Source organism: Blastocatellia bacterium, assembly GCA_016713405.1.
GTDB lineage: Bacteria > Acidobacteriota > Blastocatellia > Chloracidobacteriales > JADJPF01 > JADJPF01.
Genome location: JADJPF010000010.1, coordinates 13,244 through 32,500 on the forward strand (window position 1 = coordinate 13,244; position 19,257 = coordinate 32,500).

The 19,257-nt window shown below is 34.7% G+C and carries 14 protein-coding genes; all 14 read left to right on the forward strand.

Translation table 11 applies throughout. The features are described from left to right. Window positions 1–134 precede the first annotated feature (134 nt). The 14 genes from IPK14_14065 to IPK14_14130 all read left to right on the forward strand — a co-directional run bounded on the left by IPK14_14065 (window position 135) and on the right by IPK14_14130 (window position 19,256). Window positions 135–2,531: a VWA domain-containing protein gene (locus tag IPK14_14065; GenBank protein ID MBK7994457.1), complete on the forward strand. Its 2,397-nt coding sequence runs from the start codon at window positions 135–137 to the stop codon at window positions 2,529–2,531. Window positions 2,532–2,542: 11 nt separating this feature from the next. Next, on the forward strand, window positions 2,543–7,216 hold the full coding sequence (locus IPK14_14070) for a tetratricopeptide repeat protein (protein ID MBK7994458.1): 4,674 nt from the start codon (window positions 2,543–2,545) through the stop codon (window positions 7,214–7,216). Between the two features lie 127 nt (window positions 7,217–7,343). Continuing rightward, window positions 7,344–9,011: a hypothetical protein gene (locus tag IPK14_14075; protein ID MBK7994459.1), complete on the forward strand. Its 1,668-nt coding sequence runs from the start codon at window positions 7,344–7,346 to the stop codon at window positions 9,009–9,011. Window positions 9,012–9,392: 381 nt separating this feature from the next. Beyond that, entirely contained in the window at window positions 9,393–10,193 is an 801-nt protein-coding gene (locus IPK14_14080; GenBank protein ID MBK7994460.1) for a hypothetical protein, read from the forward strand. 4 nt (window positions 10,194–10,197) lie between these two features. Next, complete coding sequence (locus IPK14_14085; GenBank protein ID MBK7994461.1) at window positions 10,198–12,060, forward strand: hypothetical protein; 1,863 nt, start codon at window positions 10,198–10,200, stop codon at window positions 12,058–12,060. A 1-nt stretch (window position 12,061) separates the two neighbouring features. After that, complete coding sequence (locus tag IPK14_14090) at window positions 12,062–12,277, forward strand: hypothetical protein (protein ID MBK7994462.1); 216 nt, start codon at window positions 12,062–12,064, stop codon at window positions 12,275–12,277. After that, window positions 12,278–12,931 carry an ankyrin repeat domain-containing protein gene (locus tag IPK14_14095; GenBank protein MBK7994463.1) on the forward strand — a complete coding sequence of 218 codons (654 nt, stop codon included), beginning with the start codon at window positions 12,278–12,280 and terminating at the stop codon, window positions 12,929–12,931. 7 nt (window positions 12,932–12,938) lie between these two features. Beyond that, the gene (locus tag IPK14_14100) at window positions 12,939–13,346 is read left to right on the forward strand and encodes a hypothetical protein (protein MBK7994464.1); all 408 of its coding nucleotides are present in this window, start codon (window positions 12,939–12,941) and stop codon (window positions 13,344–13,346) included. After that, on the forward strand, window positions 13,346–14,014 hold the full coding sequence (locus IPK14_14105; protein ID MBK7994465.1) for a hypothetical protein: 669 nt from the start codon (window positions 13,346–13,348) through the stop codon (window positions 14,012–14,014). The genes IPK14_14100 and IPK14_14105 overlap by 1 nt, the downstream gene beginning before the upstream one ends. 2 nt (window positions 14,015–14,016) lie before the next feature. Beyond that, on the forward strand, window positions 14,017–14,613 hold the full coding sequence (locus IPK14_14110; protein ID MBK7994466.1) for a hypothetical protein: 597 nt from the start codon (window positions 14,017–14,019) through the stop codon (window positions 14,611–14,613). Window positions 14,614–14,645: 32 nt separating this feature from the next. Further along, window positions 14,646–16,286 (forward strand): VWA domain-containing protein, encoded by a 1,641-nt coding sequence (locus IPK14_14115; protein ID MBK7994467.1) that lies wholly within the window; start codon window positions 14,646–14,648, stop codon window positions 16,284–16,286. 46 nt (window positions 16,287–16,332) lie between these two features. After that, window positions 16,333–16,995: a class I SAM-dependent methyltransferase gene (locus IPK14_14120; GenBank protein ID MBK7994468.1), complete on the forward strand. Its 663-nt coding sequence runs from the start codon at window positions 16,333–16,335 to the stop codon at window positions 16,993–16,995. Between the two features lie 33 nt (window positions 16,996–17,028). Beyond that, window positions 17,029–18,204: a nucleotide sugar dehydrogenase gene (locus IPK14_14125; protein ID MBK7994469.1), complete on the forward strand. Its 1,176-nt coding sequence runs from the start codon at window positions 17,029–17,031 to the stop codon at window positions 18,202–18,204. Between the two features lie 29 nt (window positions 18,205–18,233). Further along, window positions 18,234–19,256: an NAD(P)-dependent oxidoreductase gene (locus tag IPK14_14130; GenBank protein ID MBK7994470.1), complete on the forward strand. Its 1,023-nt coding sequence runs from the start codon at window positions 18,234–18,236 to the stop codon at window positions 19,254–19,256. Window position 19,257: the final 1 nt, after the last annotated feature.

Sequence of the window (19,257 nt, forward strand, 5' to 3'; positions counted from 1 at the left end):
AATTAATTAATCCTATAGACTTGGCTAGCATTTTTTACTAACAAAGAGGTAAAATAAAGCTCTTAAAATCCGTAATAAAAAGCTTTATTAGCCCATTTATAAAAGTCTTACTTGAGCAATTAGGAGTTTTCCCTGTGAGTAAACAAAACCTTTTCCTTACTCTTGGATTGTTTCTATTTCTAGCATTTTTTCCAAATAAAATTTATGGTCAAGCTGGTGTATTAATCCCTAGTGATTTAACAGGAAATGCCCAAATTACTAACCCTAGTGCAAAGGAATTTTCTGCCCAAACAGCACTTTCATTAGCAGAAATGACTGTAAAAGTTAGTATTAATAACCAATTTGCACGAGTAAAAATCATGCAAATTTATACAAATAATACAGGACGTATTTTAGAAGGAAAATATGTTTTCTCAATTCCTAACACAGCAATTATTTCAGATTTTGCTGTTTGGGATGGAGATGTCAGGATTCCAGGAGTAATTATAGAAAAACGTCGGGCCAATGAAATTTATGAAGAAATAAAACAGCAGTATATTGACCCTGGTTTACTTGAATCTGAAGAAGGCGAGTCAGCATTTTCAACAAGAATTACTCCTATTCAACCCTATAGCACTAAGCGAATGGAGCTAGAATATACGGAAATATTGCCTGTAGATGGGTTAAAGTCTTATTTTTCTTTTCCTCTGCGGCCTTCAAATTATGGTCAACAACTTGCTAATGGGTTTCGACTAGATTTAGATATAAATAGCAAATATAAGATTAAAGATTTTAATTTACGTAGTAAACAGTATCCTTTAGCTTTTAACCAACAAAGCGAAAAACAAATAGTTGCTAGTTATGAAGCTAGCCAAATATCTTTTCAAGAAGATTTTTCCTTTGATTACACCTTAAATGTACCTAAGAGTGAACTACAATTTATTGCTTATCGCGCACCAGAAAAAATTTCTCCTTTAGAACTTCGTGACCCAGCAAGAGCAAACCTTAATCCAGATGGTTATTTTGAAGCAAGTGTAGTTTTTAGCGGTACAAACAAGGCTACAAAAACTGTACCACGATCAGTAGTTTTAATGCTAGATACTTCTTTATCAATGCGTTGGGAAAAATTAGAAAAATCCATTGAAGCAATAGAATATTTTCTACATAACCTAAAGCCTGAAGACAGCTTTAATTTAGTTCTTTTTAATGATGACATTAACACTTTTTCTAAGGGTGCAGTTTCAGCAACAGGAGATAATGTAGAAAAAGCAATTTTCTTTATCCGCAATAGTTATTTAACTGGTGGGACTGACCTAATGGCAGGCTTAAAGGCTGGTCTAGCGGTTGCAAAAGAATTACCAGGAAATGAACGTAATATTGTATTAATTACTGATGGGAATTCTACGCTAACTTCTACATCACTTCGCAAAATAAAGACTAATTTTGACAAAGAAAATAATAAAACTGCTCGTCTTTATGTTTTTGGAATAGGTAGCGATACTAACACCCAAGTTTTAAGCGAGCTAGTTCGGGGTAGCAATGGATTTTTTACTTGGGCGCGTGAAACCGAAGATCTTGATTTTAGGTTAGCAGCATTTTTTGACAAAGTTGGAAAACCTGTAATAGAAAATATTGGAATGATTTCTATTGATTCCGTAGATAATACTAGCAATTACTATCAAGTTTATCCAGACATTGACCGGCTTTCTTATGATGGCTCAAGGTTTGCGTTTGTTGGGCGTTATCGTCGGCCAATGGAAAAAACAGGTATTAGCATTTCTGGTCAACAAGGAAGCGATGCTATCAGCTTAAACGAAGTTGTAAAGTTACCTGAGCTAGATACAACTTACGGACATTTGCCTAGAATTTGGGCTAAATCTCGTGTTGATGCACTGCTACGTGAAATTGCCTTGAATGGTGAAACTGAAGCAGCAATAAATGAAATTATTGCTCTATCTAAAAAATATAAATTTGTTACACCTTATACAGCATTTTTAGCCGCACCACGTTCTTTGCTACGTCCACGTATTATTAAGCCTGGAGATCCTATCTTAAGAGTTCGTACCGATAAATCAATTGTTTCTGTAGTTGCAGTTTTTCCTTTTGGATTAAGTAAACAATTAACTTATTTAGAAAATGAAGATATTTGGGAAACTCGCTTTTTAGCTCCAAAGACAATGCAGGATGGTAGTTATAACGCTAGATTGATTTTAGTTGATAACAATAATCGTGTTTATGAAGAGGAAAAGAGTTTTGTTATTGATAGTAGACCTCCTAACCTAGAAGTTGGACTAAGTAATCAAACTATTCAAGCTGGAACAGATTTAATTGTAAAAGTAAAAGCTGACCGAGATACTCGCCGAATTACTGCACGTTTATTTGGTTCACAGCCTATTGCAATTGTTTGGAATGAAAAAGAAAAGGCTAATCTAGGGCGATTGCATCTTCCAACAGGGCTACCTGCTGGAATATATCAGCTAATTGTTAGTGCAGAAGACTTTGCACACAATAACAGTAGCACAGAACTTTTAATTGAAGTGTTAGGACAATAGGAGGACAAATCATGAAGCGCAAAGTTACTTTACTATCAGTTATTTTTACAGTGTTAATAATTTCTACCTTGTCCCCACAAGCTGACACTACACAACAAAAACGCCCACCTCAAAAGGGGGGCTTAGAGAAAGTTGCACCAGGACAAAAGCTTTCTGATAAAGCACCTAAAACCGTTTTAGATAAAAAGCCTGCGGAAACTTCTAAAGGCAATAGAATTTTGCCTGCGGTTGCTGCTAATCCAAATTTAGCTTCCCAAGCGGACTTAGACAACGCGCTTTACACTTCAGAAGAATTTTTTGGTACAACTAGTCGTTTAATTCGCGCTTTTCCTGATGCTAAAAAACAAGTTGAAAATTTAATTGCTAAATATCCAAAAGATCCACGCTTGCAACTAGTTGCATCATCTTTGTCTGAGCGTTTAGAGCAGTTTGACCAGGCTGATAAACATATAAAACAATTTGTAGAATTAAGTAATAATTCTGCTCCTGCACTTCGTCGACAAGCTAACTTTTACCATAACCGCGCACTTTTTCAGCAACAAGTTGAAGTCCTACAACAACTTGCTTCTAATCTACGACTAGAAGAACGTGAACCAGTTTATAGAGAAATTATTTCTGTTGTTAAAAATCATGCTCTAAAAACTTTTTCTGTTGAAGCTGCTTATAAAGAACTGCTAGAGACTGATAAACAAAATGTAGGGCTGGTTAAAAGCTATTTAGAAGAGCTAACACTAAAAAGAAAATACTCTGAAGCCATCAATGTTTTAGACACCTACCAAGGAAGATATCCAGAAGAGCTACGTTATTTTCTGCAAACCCGTGCATCAGTTTATGAAAAACAAGGTGATAGAACCAAGGCAGAAGACGTTTATAAACAAGCATTTGACCCGCTTTGGTCAACTGAAATTGCTACAGACTTTTATGAGTTATTAAGAAAATTTGGCCGCTATCGTAATTATCGCCGTACTTTGCAAACACAAACTAATAACAATGCTAGTTTTGATAGTGTCTCAAGGCTTTTTAACATATATCTTTATGAAAACAATAACCCTCTAGCTTTTAACCTAGTAAAAAGCTATGAGAAAAAACGCGGTGAACAAGCTAATTGGAAAAACTCAGAGCTAGAAACTTTAGCTGGTCTATATATTTCTATTGGTCAATATGATGAGGCTTCTAAATATCTTTATACTCTTTATCTTTCTGAAGGCTTAAAACAGGGCAGTAGCGAACGAGAAAAATATCTTTACCGATTGTTTAAGGTGCTGATGGATGCTAGCTCTCAACCTGTTCGATTAAGTAGCGGCGACTTATCTTTATACCGTGATATTGCTACTGTAGATCAAAACCCAGGACTACTTAATGGTGTACTCTCCTTAATCCTTTCTAATAGCAATCTTGGTTATGAATTTCAGCAAAAAGAAAGTAGCGCAGGCTCTTATTTTAACCGTGCTTTTGCTTACCAAATTTTTAATAGCTTTCAACAAGAATATGCTAAGTCTGATAAATTGCCTTTGATGTACCAAGATTTAATGGCAATGTTTGGCGGGTTTGGTGAACATAAATTAGTAATTGAATTAGGTAAACAGTTTCAAGCAAAATTTTCTAATGCACCAAATTATAATGAAGTCACCTTAAAAATAGCTGATGCCCATGTGTCACTTGGACAAAGAAATGTTGAAAGGACTTTGCTAATTCAGCTATTAGATAAAATTGCTGCTAAAAATGCTAATCGTGTATTGCTGCAATCTTCTCGTACTGTATCAAGTCCTGACCCAGAAATTGAAAATGTAGTTGAAGAAGTTGTCCAAGATATTCAATTTTTTAGCGACACTTATAACCCTGTTTGGATGAGCCGCGACAATGGCAACGAAAACTACAACACTAATTACAATACTTACTCTAATGATGGAGGAGTAAGTTATTCTGCTGTATTAGAAAGAATTGTTTCAAGTTTTGGTACAGAAGGCAAAAAACAAGAAACCTTAAAGTTTTTTTCTGATGAGTTAAAAAAACATCCTAAAGAAGAAGGTCTTTATGAACGGATGTTAGTTTGGCTTGAATCTGCTAAGTTATTCAATGAACAATTTAAGGTCTACACGGCTGCAATAGATAATTTCCAAGATAATAGCTGGTATCACAAGCTAGCGCGTTGGTATATCCGTAATAAAAAGCGCGATGAGTTCCAAAAATATTCTAAAGAAGTTGTAGAAGTTTTTGACCAAGATGATATTAAAGAATATTTAGAACGGTTTGCTGCTATGCAATATAGCAATATTACAGATGTAAATTATGATTCAAACCTCTATTTCCAACTCTACAGCTATGCCTTAAAACGCTTTCCACATAATGTTAATTTTGTTAATGGTTTATTGCGTTTTTATGCTGCACAAAAGAATTGGGCTGAGTGGGAACGTTTATCTTTTGAATATTATGCTTGTGATACAACTATTAAAGAAAATCTCTTACGCTATTTAGCTAGCAATAAAAAGCTAACAGCTAAGTATAAAGAAGCCCAACAAAAGGCTACTAGCTCACTTTCTTATCAAATGTTTACAGCAGATGCAGCCATCAAGCTTTCTCATTTTGATGAAGCTTTAGAGACTTATAAATTGCTAGTTGCAAACTACCCAGGTGAAACCCAATATTCCATTAGACTAGCAGATTTGGCACGTTCTTTTAGCTACCAGGATGAAAAATTTGCTGAAGAGTCAGCTAAAGTTTATATGCAGCTTGCTCGGATTTATCCAACCAACCACGAATATAAAACTAAAGCAGGAGAAGTTTTAGCCGATACTAGCAATTTTGCTGATGCTAGACAAATTTGGGATACAATCCTAACTAATGAATTAGGTGTTGCAAATACTTATTTAGAAGTTGCTAGTATTTACTGGGACTATTACCAGTATGATGATGCAATACGAGTAATTCAAGATTACCGGGCTAACAGCAATGACAAGACAGCTTTAGCTTATAAACTTGGTGCAATTTATGAAGGTAAAAATGATTGGAAACAAGCAATAAATGAATATGTTAGCGTGTTGTCTGAAGTGGGCCCGGGTCGGGATGTTGTAATTAAACGTTTAGTCCAACTTACACCACGCCGAGATTTTGCCCAAGTTATAGCACGAAGCTATCAACAACAATCAAGCTCTAGTCCTGATAATTGGTTGCTAGCATTAGGTTTTAGTGAATATTTAAGATCATCTGGACAGGAAACCCAAGCAGATAATTTACTGCGCGATCAAGTTGCACAACGTAAAGATTTAGAATTTCTAGAAACTGCACGAGATATTTTTCATCGAGAAGGCTTATCAGCAGATGAGGAAAGCACTATTTTACGTTTATCACAACTAGCACGAGATGAGCGCGAAGCAATGAAATATCGCTTACAGCTAGGTGCTTTTTATGAGCAAAAACGCAATTTAGACAAAGCTAGCGCGATTTTTGATCAATTATTGGCTGAATATCCTAGTAATTTAGGTGTAATCCAAGAAGCATCACAATACTATAGCCGTAGCGGTTTAGTTGATAAATCTATCGCGCTATATAAACAAACCATTAACCGCGCACAAGGTGATTATCGTCGTCAATTTACCCTGCAACTTGCTAATAGATTGGAAAAAGCAAACAAATTAGCTGAAGCAGAGGAAGTTTTACGTGCTTGGTATAAGGATAATCCTTTAGATAATGAATTTTTCCGTAATTTAGTTTCTTTGTTAGGTAAATCTAATAAACAAGATGATTTAGTCGAACTTTATAAAGCAGCATTAAAACAACCTGCAACAAGTGGTTTAGAAGGTGATGAAGCTAAATTTTATGTGATCAATGTCCGGCTAGCAATGATTGAAACTCTAGCTAAACTAAATCGTCATAGCGAAGTTGTAGACCAATATATTGAAGTAATTAACCGTCAATTTGATAATAGCGCGGTTATAGATGCAGCTTTTCGTTATGCTCAAGCTAATAATCAATTAGAGCGTTTTACTAAATACTATGAAGATCTTTCAAAGAAATCTAATAAAGATTATCGCTGGAATTTAGTTTTATCCTCGATTTATGGAGCTAATGGAGATGTAACTAAGCAAATAGACCAATATAAGTTTGCTTTAGTGAATGAACCTCAACGCTTAGACTTACGCACTACACTAGCAGAACTTTACACCCGTGAACAAAGATATGATGAAGCTGTTACAGCCTTAAAACGTAACTTTGACATAGATGGCAATAATCCAGAATGGTTAACCAAAATTGCTATTGTCCAGATCCAAGCAGGAAAACCAGATGCAGCAGTAGCAACTTTGCGGGATGGTCTATCACGTAATCCTAAAGTTACAGCTTCATTGTTGTTTGGTGCTGGAAAATTATTGGCAGATCGTGGTTATACCAAACAAGCTTTTGATTTTTATAAAGATGCTATTGCGTTAGTCAGATCTAAACCTACTCAAGAATACGTAGGTACAGAGCAAGTTTCTGATTATGGTTTAGCACTGCTAAAAAATACTAGTCCAGTAGCTACTTATAAAGAATTAAAAGACCTAGAAAATATGCTAAGGGCTATTCCTGGCGAGGAAGACGGAAATAACAATGCTGCTAACTCAAAATATGCTGTAGAAAGTTTTCTAAGAGATAGATTTGGCAGTCAAATATTAGCAATTACTTCACCAAAAGCGTTTAGACTTAGCTGACTTACTAGCTACCTCAGTAAAAAATATTAAGGGTTATGATAATGATAGTGAAACAGAGTTAAGAAAAGTTCTTTCACTGGCTGAAGCTGGCGGACTAACAGAGCTACAAGAAAATTTATTAGGTAAAATGAAAGAGCTTTCTGTTAATGCTTCTGTCAGCAAATATTACAACAATGTAATAGCTTTAATGGGCTTTTATGAGCGATATGGTTTATATGCAAAAGCCGCTGAAATGCTACAAAATGAAAGAAAACTTGGACGTTGGCAAACCAGAAAAGATCAACAAACTGCTATTGATTGGGATAGAACCTATTATGAGCTAACATCTGAATATTGGCAAAAGGCGGGAATGGCTGATAAAGAACTTGCCTTGCTATCAGAGTATTATATTTCTCGCTCTGGTGAAGCTACTACAGATAATAACTTATTAATTCAACGCTATTTTACTTTGCTTGTTGAGTTAAATAAGGTTGATGAACTTAAGCAAATTGCGGCTAAGTCTAATCCTTATCAACTACAATTAATTAACTTTTTAATTCTAAAGCGTGATAAAGATTTAGCAATACAAGCTATTGAAAATAGTAAGTTTAGCCAAGCTTGGAAAGCTTCAAGACGCGCTCAAGTTGGGCTTTATTTCCAAGATACAAGTAGCAATGTAGAAAAATCTTTCCAAAGTGCTTTGGACATAAAAACTATAGGTCAGATGGTTTTAGCTCCTCCAAATGGAGATAAAGTTTTAATTGGGTCTGATTGGTATTCAGCAGCTTCTAATTATGGTGTTTGGCTAAGTTTATCTACTGATAAAGCTAGCCAATCCCGCAAGTATATTATTGCTAGGGCAGAAGATAAGCCCCAAGCGGCAGTTGCTCAACTTGAGCTAGCTAATTTTTATATCAACAGCAAAACATTTGATTTAGCTGAGCAACATTTAACTTTAGCTGGCGAGTTAGCACCAAATTCACCTGCAATAATTGTTGCACAAGGTAATTATCATTTTATGCAAGGAAATCGAGATAAAGCTTTAGCTAGCTGGAATAGTCTGATTGCTAAAAGAAATTCTGGGCTACTGCAATATACTAGCTATTTTGATGCTTTGGCTTCGCACAATTTAACAGAACAAGCATTACCAGTCGTTGGACGTTTTCTTTCTAAAGCTTTAACTAAAGTAAATTGGGATAGTTTATCTCCATTTATTAGAAAAGTTGCTATTGCTGGTAAAACTCCTGCATTAAGTAACGCGGTTGCAGATATGTTTTATCAAGTAATTCGGGATAATCCTAATAACTTAAAATTAGGTCAAATGTTGATTCAAGAAGACTTGCTTACTTCAGTAGGTGCAAAAACTATTCTCTTCCGAGTCATGCTAGAGCGTTATCAAGAAACTTTGTTAGCAGTTAATAGCACTGGTGGAACTTATCGAGACGGGGAATATTACTATGGTGAAAGTGCAAAAAATCTTTTAGATCAACATGAAAGAAAATTTATTGATTTTCTAATTGGGCAAAGCCAATTTGACCATGCAAAACAAAATATCCGTTATATGCAGGAATCACATAATGATCTTTCCTTACCTGCAACTCCTGAATGGATGGAAATGGCTCAAGCTGCAATTGAGCTAAGGACTAAAAATGTTGATGGAGCTATTGCATTAATAAGGCGTTATGTAGGTTTAGATAGGTCTTCAAGCGAAAGCATTGCAGATGACCGTTATCTAAAGGCTTACACCTTGTTAGTTAATGAAAAACAAGCAGAAGCGGCTGATCAGATTTTATATGATTACTACCAAAACAATTGAGAATTGGACAAGGAACAATTGCCAATTATAGTGGCATTGCTGGTGTTGAATTTCGCCGTGGACGTAGCAAGGAAGCTTAGAATTTTTACAAAGAATGGTAGCAATTATTGGCACGGATCAAGCTTTAATTAGTGCTGGAAACTAGCAGAAAGCTATGGTTTTCATAAAGAAGCTTTTAATTGGCGGGAAAAGGCTGCAAAACTTAACCCATCTCTTGGAGAAAACCGCTTAGAGTTAGCTAGAAATGCTTCTTTAGTTGGACAAAATCAAGTAGCAGTAGATTTACTTAAATTATTAATTGAAAATCGAGAGACTGATAACACACTCCGCGCCCAAGCAATAGCCTTAATTCCTACTGTAGCGGGAAAAGATGCTAGCAATATGTTAGCTACTTTTCAAAATAACCCAGACTATTCTGCTCAACTTGTAACTGCTGGATTACTTATTGCAACAAATCGCAAAGCTGAAGCACGAACAATTTTGCAACAATCTGGGAAATTAACAACGGCTGCACAAGCTAGATTAATGTTAGCGGCTTTAGAAGTTTCTGAAGCAACTGCTAATGCTAAATTTGCTTTACAAAATGCACTTTATAGTGATGGAAAATCTGTAATTAGAGAAGCGATAGCTTTTAATCAAGATGATCCTCGTGCTGTGTTGGTAGAGACTTTTATTAATAATAATCAACTTAATGCAGCACTAGCATTTTCTCCAATTCAAGTAAAACGAGAAATGCTAGTAGATGAAGATAGTGAAGAATACTATGAAGAAAATAATTCCAGTGATTCTAGCGACTCAACAAGACTTCGTAGCTTTAATTATGAACAAGTAATAATTATTGATAACAAAGCTAAATACTTCACTTTAGGGGAGCTTGCCCGCCAACGTCGGGAAGCTACCGAAGCAAAATTGCTAGGATCGCTTGTTGATGTTGCAATTAAAGTTGGAGACTTAAACCAAGCAGTTTCTTTAATTAAGACTTATCAAGCAAAAGTTAATAGTCCAGAGCAATTTAGCTTACTGGAAGGAAAACGCAAAGTTTTAGTTGCACAATTAAATAGCACTCAAGTAATTGAACAAGAGTCGCTAAAACTAGGTACAGAGTTAACTCAATCTGTTTTAGACCAACAATTAACTAAATCAATAGGTGAAACTAACATATCATCAGAGGAAGGTTTATAAACTTATGAGAAATAAAATAACATTTCTTTTACTGTTATTTGTTTTAACAAGTGCTTTAGCAATGGCTGGTGATACGGTTGCACCAAATATAGCTAGTATGTTTACGTTAGCTAATCTAATGCCTAAAGGCGCGTTAGTTTATGTTCAATCTAAAGATTTAACTAGTCAGTTAAAAGCTTGGTATCTTTCACCAGCACATAAACGCTATTTTGCTAGTAGCAATTACAATGCTTTTTCGCAATCCCGCTTATTCTTAAAATTTCAAGAGCGAGTACAAGAATTTGAAGCGGCAACAGGAATTGTTTTAAGTGAAGAAGGTTTTGCTAGCGTTGTTGGCGGTGAATCAGCATTGGCACTTTATGATATTGGGGAACTAGAATTTGTTTTTGCTACAGAACTTCCACAAGCTAAACTAGCAAGCTCAATTCTTGCTCAAAAAGGCGATAAATTATCAACTCGTAAAACGGCTGGCGTGACATATTACTTAAAATCTATGAAGGCGGAAGACGGGGCAGAGAATCGGACTTTTGTTATTGCTATTGTTGGTAGTCGGGGGATTGTTACAACAAGCGAAGTTTTAATGCAGCGTGCGTTAAAAAATAACGCTGATGCTAAGTCTGAGGATAAATTATTAGACACAGTTTTAGATTCAGCAAAAGAAGCAGAAGGTTTTACTGCTCATGACGTGACTTTATGGCTAGATCAGACTGTATTAAATAAAGACAGATATTTTAGAAATTATTGGATTCACAATAACTTAGCAGAGTTAAAAGATATAAATAAAGTGCTAATTGACTTAGAGATTGCTAGCGATAAGTTGTTAGAAAAGCGTTGGCTATTTAATAGTGAGATTGCCGCTAGCACAAAAGAATCTAGTCTTGAGCAACTACTTAAATTTGCTCCAAATAGTGCGCAACTTGTAAGCGTTCGCCAAGCAGATGGTAAGAATATAAATCAAACTTTAGATGCCGTAATTTTTGGGCCAAAAAGAGCAATTGCACCATTAGAGGCTGGTTATAATCCTGCTACTTCAGAATCAACTTCTGAAGATGGAGAAGAGCCAACTAATAGCCCTTATCAACGCTATATTTCTTTAGATCAACGATTTGACCAAGATATTGACAGCCCAGAATTAAGTGTAAATAAAACTATATCTGATAGTGAGAGTAAGTTTTTTGCTGCTTTATCTGAAGTGTTAGCACAAGCTAAACCTGTAAGATTTGCCTTATTTGCTGAACCACAAGTAGAAACAAATAGCTCCTTTGTTAGTTTTAATCGTGCCGTTATTGTGGAGTTTGAAAAGTCAGACAGTTTATCTAAAGAAAAACTAGAGAAATTAATTTCTGATGAATTAAAACAAAGATTTGTAGTTACAGGAAATAATGTAAATTTTAACTGGCAAACTGGCGCAGATAATAGTCGCAGCCTTTCACGAGTGTTAATTGAGCATGGAGGAGCTTATTTGCTAGAAAAAAATTACTTGATTTTTGCTAACTCAGAAAATTACTTAATAAAATTAATAACTAGTTCTAAAACTCCTAATAGCGAAAAATTAACCACTAGCCCAAATTTAACACGTTTTGCTTTGGTACGTGTTCGAGGTAGCAAGAGTCCATTTGATAAATTAATGCGTAGATTAGACGGACTTGGCTTGTCAACTACTCCTATAAAGCAAAATAATAATCAAAATGCTGAATCAGAAGATTCTGAAGTAGATACATCAAGCGGCTCGGATTTGTTATTTAGCCAAAATATTTCTAGTTTGATTGGTGTGGTAGCGGATGTCAATTTAGCCACTTTGGAACAAACTACTAGTAATGGCGTGATTAAAGAACAAGTTAGCTATCGCTTTGCTGGTAAAAAATAAAATGTTTCCTAATGGTATACAAATTTTTATAGGTATTGAACAAAGTGATTCAACAGGCTATGAGCCTGTAGGGTCTTTTATTACTGGTACACCAGAATATTTAACAGCTTTGCAATATGCTCGTGAACGAGCCGAAGAACTAGCAGAGGAATATCCAGATGAAAATCAGTGGTATGCTTTTGTATCAGATGAGTTTGGGAGGAGAATTATTTTATAAATGCAAGTAAAAAGTTTTTTGATTTTATCTTTGGTTTTATCCTTAAATTTAATGGCTTGTAAGAATCAAGATCCAGGTGGTACAACTACAGTTTCAACCCCTACACCAACCCCTACTTTTAAGATGCCTGAAGTAGATGAGATTAAAGAAAATACTTATGAAAGATTTTCTAAAGCAACTGAAGACTCAGAATACTTAAAATTAGTTGAAAGAGGTGAAATAGAGTGGGTTAAAGATATACTCTCTAAAAAAGAAACTAATGTAAATGAACGGGATAAAGGAAATCGTAGTGCTTTAATTATTGCTGCTAAAGAAGGCTATATAGATTTAAGTAAAGTGTTATTAGAAGCAAAAATAGATGTTAATCTACAAGATGTCGCTGGAAATACTGCTTTAATGCATGCTGTTAGTAGAAATAACAAAGAATTAGTAGATTTACTACTTGAAAATAAAGCAGATGTCAACATAGTTGATAGTATGGGTATTTCACCTTTGATGAAAGCGGCAGGCAATGGGCGCAATGATTTAGTAGAAAAACTACTTACTAAAGGTGCTAATGCTAAAGGTAAAGCAAAGAATGGTTGGACAGTATTGCAATTTGCTGAACCTTACCCAGAAACAATAGCAATGCTAAAAAAAGCTGGGGCTAAATAATTAAAAAATGTCTGGGCCAGAGCGAGAAGAACCAAAACTTTGTCAAAAGTGCCAAGAATGGCTTTGTTCTAGTAAAGATGCTTATTGTGCTTATTGTGGTACAGCTTTAGTAGTAATTAAACTTTCTGAAGAAAACTTGGTTCTTTCTCCTGCTGGGGCAGTTCTAAATATTTCTAACTCAGGACTATTTAAGCTTTATTGGGCAGCAGAGGTGCTTAGTCCAGAACCAGGCATAGCAAATTATTTCTCTATTCGTCCTGATTATGGTTCTATTGCACCTAATAACGAACAAGCTTTTTTGGTTCGCCTAACTAATCAAAAAACTAAAAATTTACGTGCAGAAATAGAAATAGCCTCTAATGATCCTCATCGTCCAATTGTAATAATTCCTCTACTAATGGAAGAAATTGCTTAATGACATATTTAGCAGAAAGACTTTTTTGCTCTAATCCTCTTTGTGAAACTATTTTAGTTAGTAAACTTGACCGTTGCCCTCGGTGCCAAGAATCACAACATTATTGTCCAAATTGTCAATCTAGTTTAAGAGTTTTATCAAGGTTTTGTCGTAACTGTGGTAATATTTTAAGAAAAGATTATGCAGTAGAACATCCTGATTTAAGGCTTCGTCCTAGCCAAAACATTAGTGTAACGGTTAAATCAATTTTTCATTTAGATTGGGAAATTGATTTAGAAACAGAAATGACAGCTAGCCCACTAATAGCACGAGGAATAGTAGTTTTAACTTTGGCAAGTGGGCATATTTTAATTTTGGATGAATCTGACGGACAAGTCCGCAAAGAACTTGCTACTAACCCACCGCTTAGTTTTACACCAATTATTACAGATAATTTACTAATTGTTGCTACTAGAGAAGGGGTTATTGCTTTTGATTTAATTGCAGCACTTTATGGAAATTTGTCACGTGGTGGATTAAGAGCTTGGCAATATCAGCTAAATGCTGATGAACAGGTGACTAAACCGCTACTAGCTACAATTGATCGAGTGATTGCAGTAGTAAAATCTAATCAACAAACTAAGCTAATTTTTTTAGATAAAAAACGGGAAAATTGCAAAGTGAGATAACTTTGCAAACGGATAAAACTACAAATCCTTACTTAAAAGGAAAAGAGCTTTTTATAGCTACTAAAAATGGAGCAATAATAGCTATAGATATTACCCAGGCTAAAATTATTGCCAGCACTCAAGCTGGTCGTGGTGTTGATACTAATATTTCTCCAGTAAGTATTAATAATAATTTATTATTTGTTTTAGGAGATGGACGGATTTGGAGTTGCCAAACAGAAGAATTGGCTACCAACAAACTTTCGCTACAAGCTTTTGGTGATACAGGCGGACTACTGATTAATGCTTTATCGGCTAATAATAAATATTTAGTAGTTTCACATGGTTTTGGTATTGCAGTTTATGACAAATATGGAAAAAAAGTCTGGGATACACAACTAGATGCTAATTCTATTTCTTCTCAAGCTTTGATTGTAGATGATTGGGCTTGGGTCATTGATGATAGTGGAATAATGTTTTTCTTTCATATAGCGTCTTCTGTTCCAAAACTACGTCAAAGAGTTTTTCAATATGCTGTCTCGTTGCCTAGTATTTTAACGCAAGATCGTTTAATTTGTAGTAACCGTTTAGCTCAAGTCAAAATTTATCGTTTGGATTAATCAAAAAAACTACAATAAATTATATTTAATCTATGAAGTATTTTTCAGGATTATTACTTTTATTATTTTTATTAGTTCCTTGTGCATTAGCACAACCAACAACTGCACGTAACCATATTATTTTATTAGATGGTTCTGGCAGTATGAAAGGGCATTATCAAGCAGGACTAAGAGATTGGCTTATTTCACCGCTTCTATCAAGTGGAGTTTTTCAAACTAATGACAGGGTAATACTACGAACTTTTGATAAACGAGGAAATAAAAATTTTCTTGCTAATGACCCACAACGCCGCTACCAAGGCCAATTTAATAAAGAAGCGGTTTTAACTTCAGTTCCTACTAGCCAAGACTCAAATGGACAACTTACCGCTATTGCAGAAGGGTTAGAAATAGCTATTGCTGATATTGAGTCTTATAACTGGTCAGGAGATACCTTAATTTGGTTAATTACAGATAATGTTCAAGATGAAAGTGGGTCGGGAAATGATTCAGTAATTCCATTTTATGAAAAAATTTATACAGATCCAGACTTTCGTAATATTTATTTTTTTCCTTTAGTTCGTGAAGGTAGCCCAGGTGCTTTGGTGATGTATATGCTGGATTATGCAAAAAAAGATAACCAATTACCAATGCAAGATTTAATGGAGGGTGTAAGTAAAGCAATTGGACATAGGGCAGTGCTATTTCGACCAATTCAGCTTTCATCTTTAGAATTAGACCGAAGTGGAATTACTTTAGAAACTGAAGACGGGGCGACTCAGCCAGTAGAATTAGAAGATGGCGGAATAGTAATTCCTTTAGCTCAAGGGCGTAGTTTAGCAGGTAGAATAAAGTTTAAGTTACGTTCTAAATTTAAAGAATGGCGTATTGAGCAAGCTAATGTTTCTAATGCAAAGGTAGCAATTGAGCCTTCAGAAGCTTTGGATTTAACAGCAGGGGATAAGTTAGAGTGGAAACTTGACCCACGAACATTAGATTTAGGGCCGCAAGAAACTAGCAAAAAAGTTTATGTGATAAATCTAGCTAGTGGACGGCAAATTTCAGCCTTAAAGCCTGCCTTTTGGCAATCTTTTTTTGTTGAGCCTGAAATAAAAGTTAAAGCAAAAATTCGCTTTGAAGTAAAAGATCCTCAATTAAAACTTTCTTTTTTTGATGATGCAGAGTTGGCTGAGCGTATCCGAAGAGTAAAAGGACTAGAAAAAATAGAAGATTTTCTGCTACCTCGCTCAATTCCAAGTAGTGCTAGAGAGCTTGCCCTAGAAATTCCTTTGCTAATTAAAGTTCAGCAACCTCCGCGACCTCTTTGGATACTGCTTTTGTTAGGAATAGTTTTTTTAGGTGTAAGCGTAGGGTTAGTTTTACTAGCTACCTCGCAAACGCAATATAAATTAACTGGGCCGGATGGAGAAAAAATATTAAAGCTTCGCTTAATAGCTACAGTACCTTTAACTATTGCTCATGAGCAAGCAGGACAATTAACACATCGTTTTGGAAGTTTTCAAGTAAAAACATTTACTCCCTATTTAGTAGATAATGGGTTGACAGAACAACGACTAAATGACTATAACAATACATTTATACTAACTAACAGCGAAACCAAGCAAATAGCAAATTTCTCTTTAGAATCAATTACAACACAGCAGTCTGATAAAGAAAATGATTTTAATTTGTAATTACTTATTGTTAATAAAAAGTTATTTAAAGACTTAGAAAAGTAATATGGTGAACAATAGCGACCTACAGAAAATATATGATAGTAGATTTGCTGAGGTAGAGCAATATCGCCAAGGTGTTTGGAAAATCCTTTGTAAAGAATATTTTCAGCAATTTATTCCAATAAATTCTACAGTGTTGGAACTTGGGGCAGGTTGGGGAGAGTTTATTAATAATATTAACGCTGCTAATAAAATGGCGATGGACTTAAACCCAACCACAAAAGAGCATTTAAGCACAAGAATAACTTTTTTTCAGCAAGATTGTTCAGAAAAATGGCAAATAAGTAGCTCTCAATTAGACGTAGTTTTTACTAGTAATTTTCTGGAGCATCTAGCTAGTAAAGAGAAAATAGAACAAACTATTGAACAAGCTTATAATTGCTTAAAAACAAAAGGGATAATTATTTGTTTAGGCCCAAATATTAAATTTGTTCCTGGAGCTTATTGGGATTTTTGGGATCATCATGTTCCTTTAACAGATTTATCTATAGTAGAGTTGCTTAAATTAAAAGGCTTTGATATAGAATTATCCTTAGCTCAGTTTTTACCTTATTCAATGTCAACAGGGGTAAAACCTCCTTTATTCTTTATTAGTTTATATTTAAAACTGCCTTTGGTTTGGAGGATTTTTGGTAAGCAATTTTTAGTAGTGGGCAGAAAAAGATAATTTATAAAGGCTATGTTTATGGATAAAAATAATATGGATAAAAATATACCTATAGCAATTTTTGGTGGATGTGGTCATATTGGATTGCCCTTAGGCTTATTACTTGCAGATATCGGTTATCAAGTTTCTCTTTTTGATATAAATGAGAAAACTATTGATATGGTAAATGCTGGTCAAATGCCTTTTTTAGAAGAAGGTGCTAGTGAACTGCTAGAAAAAAATATTGGTAAAAATCTAATAGCTACAAGAGATAGCAATTGTTTATCAAAAGCTAAAATAGTTATTAGCGTTATTGGTACACCTGTTGACGAACATCTTAACCCTACTACTTATAAATTCTTAGAAAATGTCCAAGAGATATTAGGAAAAATTAGTGAAAACAGCTTATTAATATTACGTAGCACGATTTACCCAGGTGTAACTAAGCTTTTGTATGAAAAAATAAAACGCTCTAATAAAAAAGTCTCATTGGCTTTTTGTCCAGAAAGAATTGCTGAAGGTAAAGCAATAGAGGAGATGAAAAAACTTCCACAAATTATTTCTGCTTATGAAAAAGAAGCACTTCTACAGGCTAGAGAACTTTTTAGCCAAATTACAGAAAAAATAATTGAATTAGAACCACTTGAGGCAGAGCTAGCAAAGCTATTTTGCAATAGTTGGAGATACTTAAATTTTGCTATTTCTAATCAATTTTATATGTTAACGCAAAGTTATGGGCTAGATTTTTATCGCATTCATGAAGCAATAACTCAGGACTATCCTAGAATGAAAAGTTTTGCAAAAGCTGGGTTTGCTGCCGGGCCTTGTTTATTAAAAGATACTATCCAATTATCAACATTTGCTAGCAACAATTTTTTTATGGGACAAGCGGCAATATTAATTAATGAAGGATTGCCTAATTTTATTATTAATCAACTTGGGCCAGCAAAACTTGCTAGTTCTAGTGTAGCCGTACTAGGGATGGCTTTTAAGGGGGATTCTGATGACTCTAGAGAGAGTCTTTCTTATAAACTTTGCAAATTATTAGAAATTTACTGTCCAAGAGTTTATCGTAATGACCCATATATTGATGATCCTCGCTTTGTTAACTTAGAAGAAGCTCTTAATGCAGATATTATTATTTTGGGTGCGCCACATACTATTTATAAAAATCTAAAATTTCCTAAAGAAAAAACTATAGTAGATGTTTGGGGTTTTTGGAAAAATTAAAATTAATAAACTAAGAAAGAATTTAATCTATGAAAATATTAATTACAGGTTCAGCAGGCTTTATTTCTGGCTATTTGGTTGCAGATCTATTAGAAGCAGGACATGAAGTAGTAGGAATAGATAATTTTAGTAAGTATGGTCAAACAGAAAAATCTTATGATAAACATCCTAGATATAAGTTTGTACATGGTGATGTTAAGGATGTTAATTTGTTAACAGAATGTTTAATGGATTGTGACCATTTTGTTATGTCTGCTGCTATGATTGGTGGAATTAGTTATTTTCATGAATTTGCTTATGATTTATTAGCCGAAAATGAGCGCATTACGGCTGCATCTTTTGATGCTGCTATTGCAGCACATAAGAAAGGTAAATTACAAAAAGTTACTGTTGTTTCTTCTAGTATGGTTTTTGAAAATACCAATGAATTTCCTACACCAGAAGGAGCGCAAAGACGCTGCTCACCTCCTAGTTCAACTTATGGCTTTCAAAAACTTGCTACAGAATATTTTGCCCAAGGTGCTTGGGAACAATATAAATTGCCTTTTACTATTGCTAGACCTTTTAATTGTGTAGGTGTTGGCGAACGTCGCGCCCTTAGAGATAAAGAAATTTCTAGTGGAAATGTAAAACTTGCTATGTCGCATGTTGTTCCAGATTTGGTGCAAAAAATACTAAAGGGTCAAGATCCTCTTCATATTCTTGGTAATGGTAATCAAGTAAGGCATTATACTTATGGTGGTGACTTAGCAAAAGGTATACATCTTTGTATTACACATCCAGAGGCACTAAACCAAGACTTTAATCTTTCAACTCCTGTAGCAACAACAGTTATTGAACTAGCACAAGCAATTTGGCAAAAAATTTATGGTGATGAAAAACCTTTTCGTTACACTAGCGATCCAGCTTATGAATATGATGTACAAATGCGTTCACCTGAAGTTACTAAAGCTAGTAATATATTAGGGTTTAATGCTACTACAACTTTAAGTGAAATACTTGATGAAGTAATACCTTGGATTGATGAACAGATAAAATTAGGGACAATCTAAG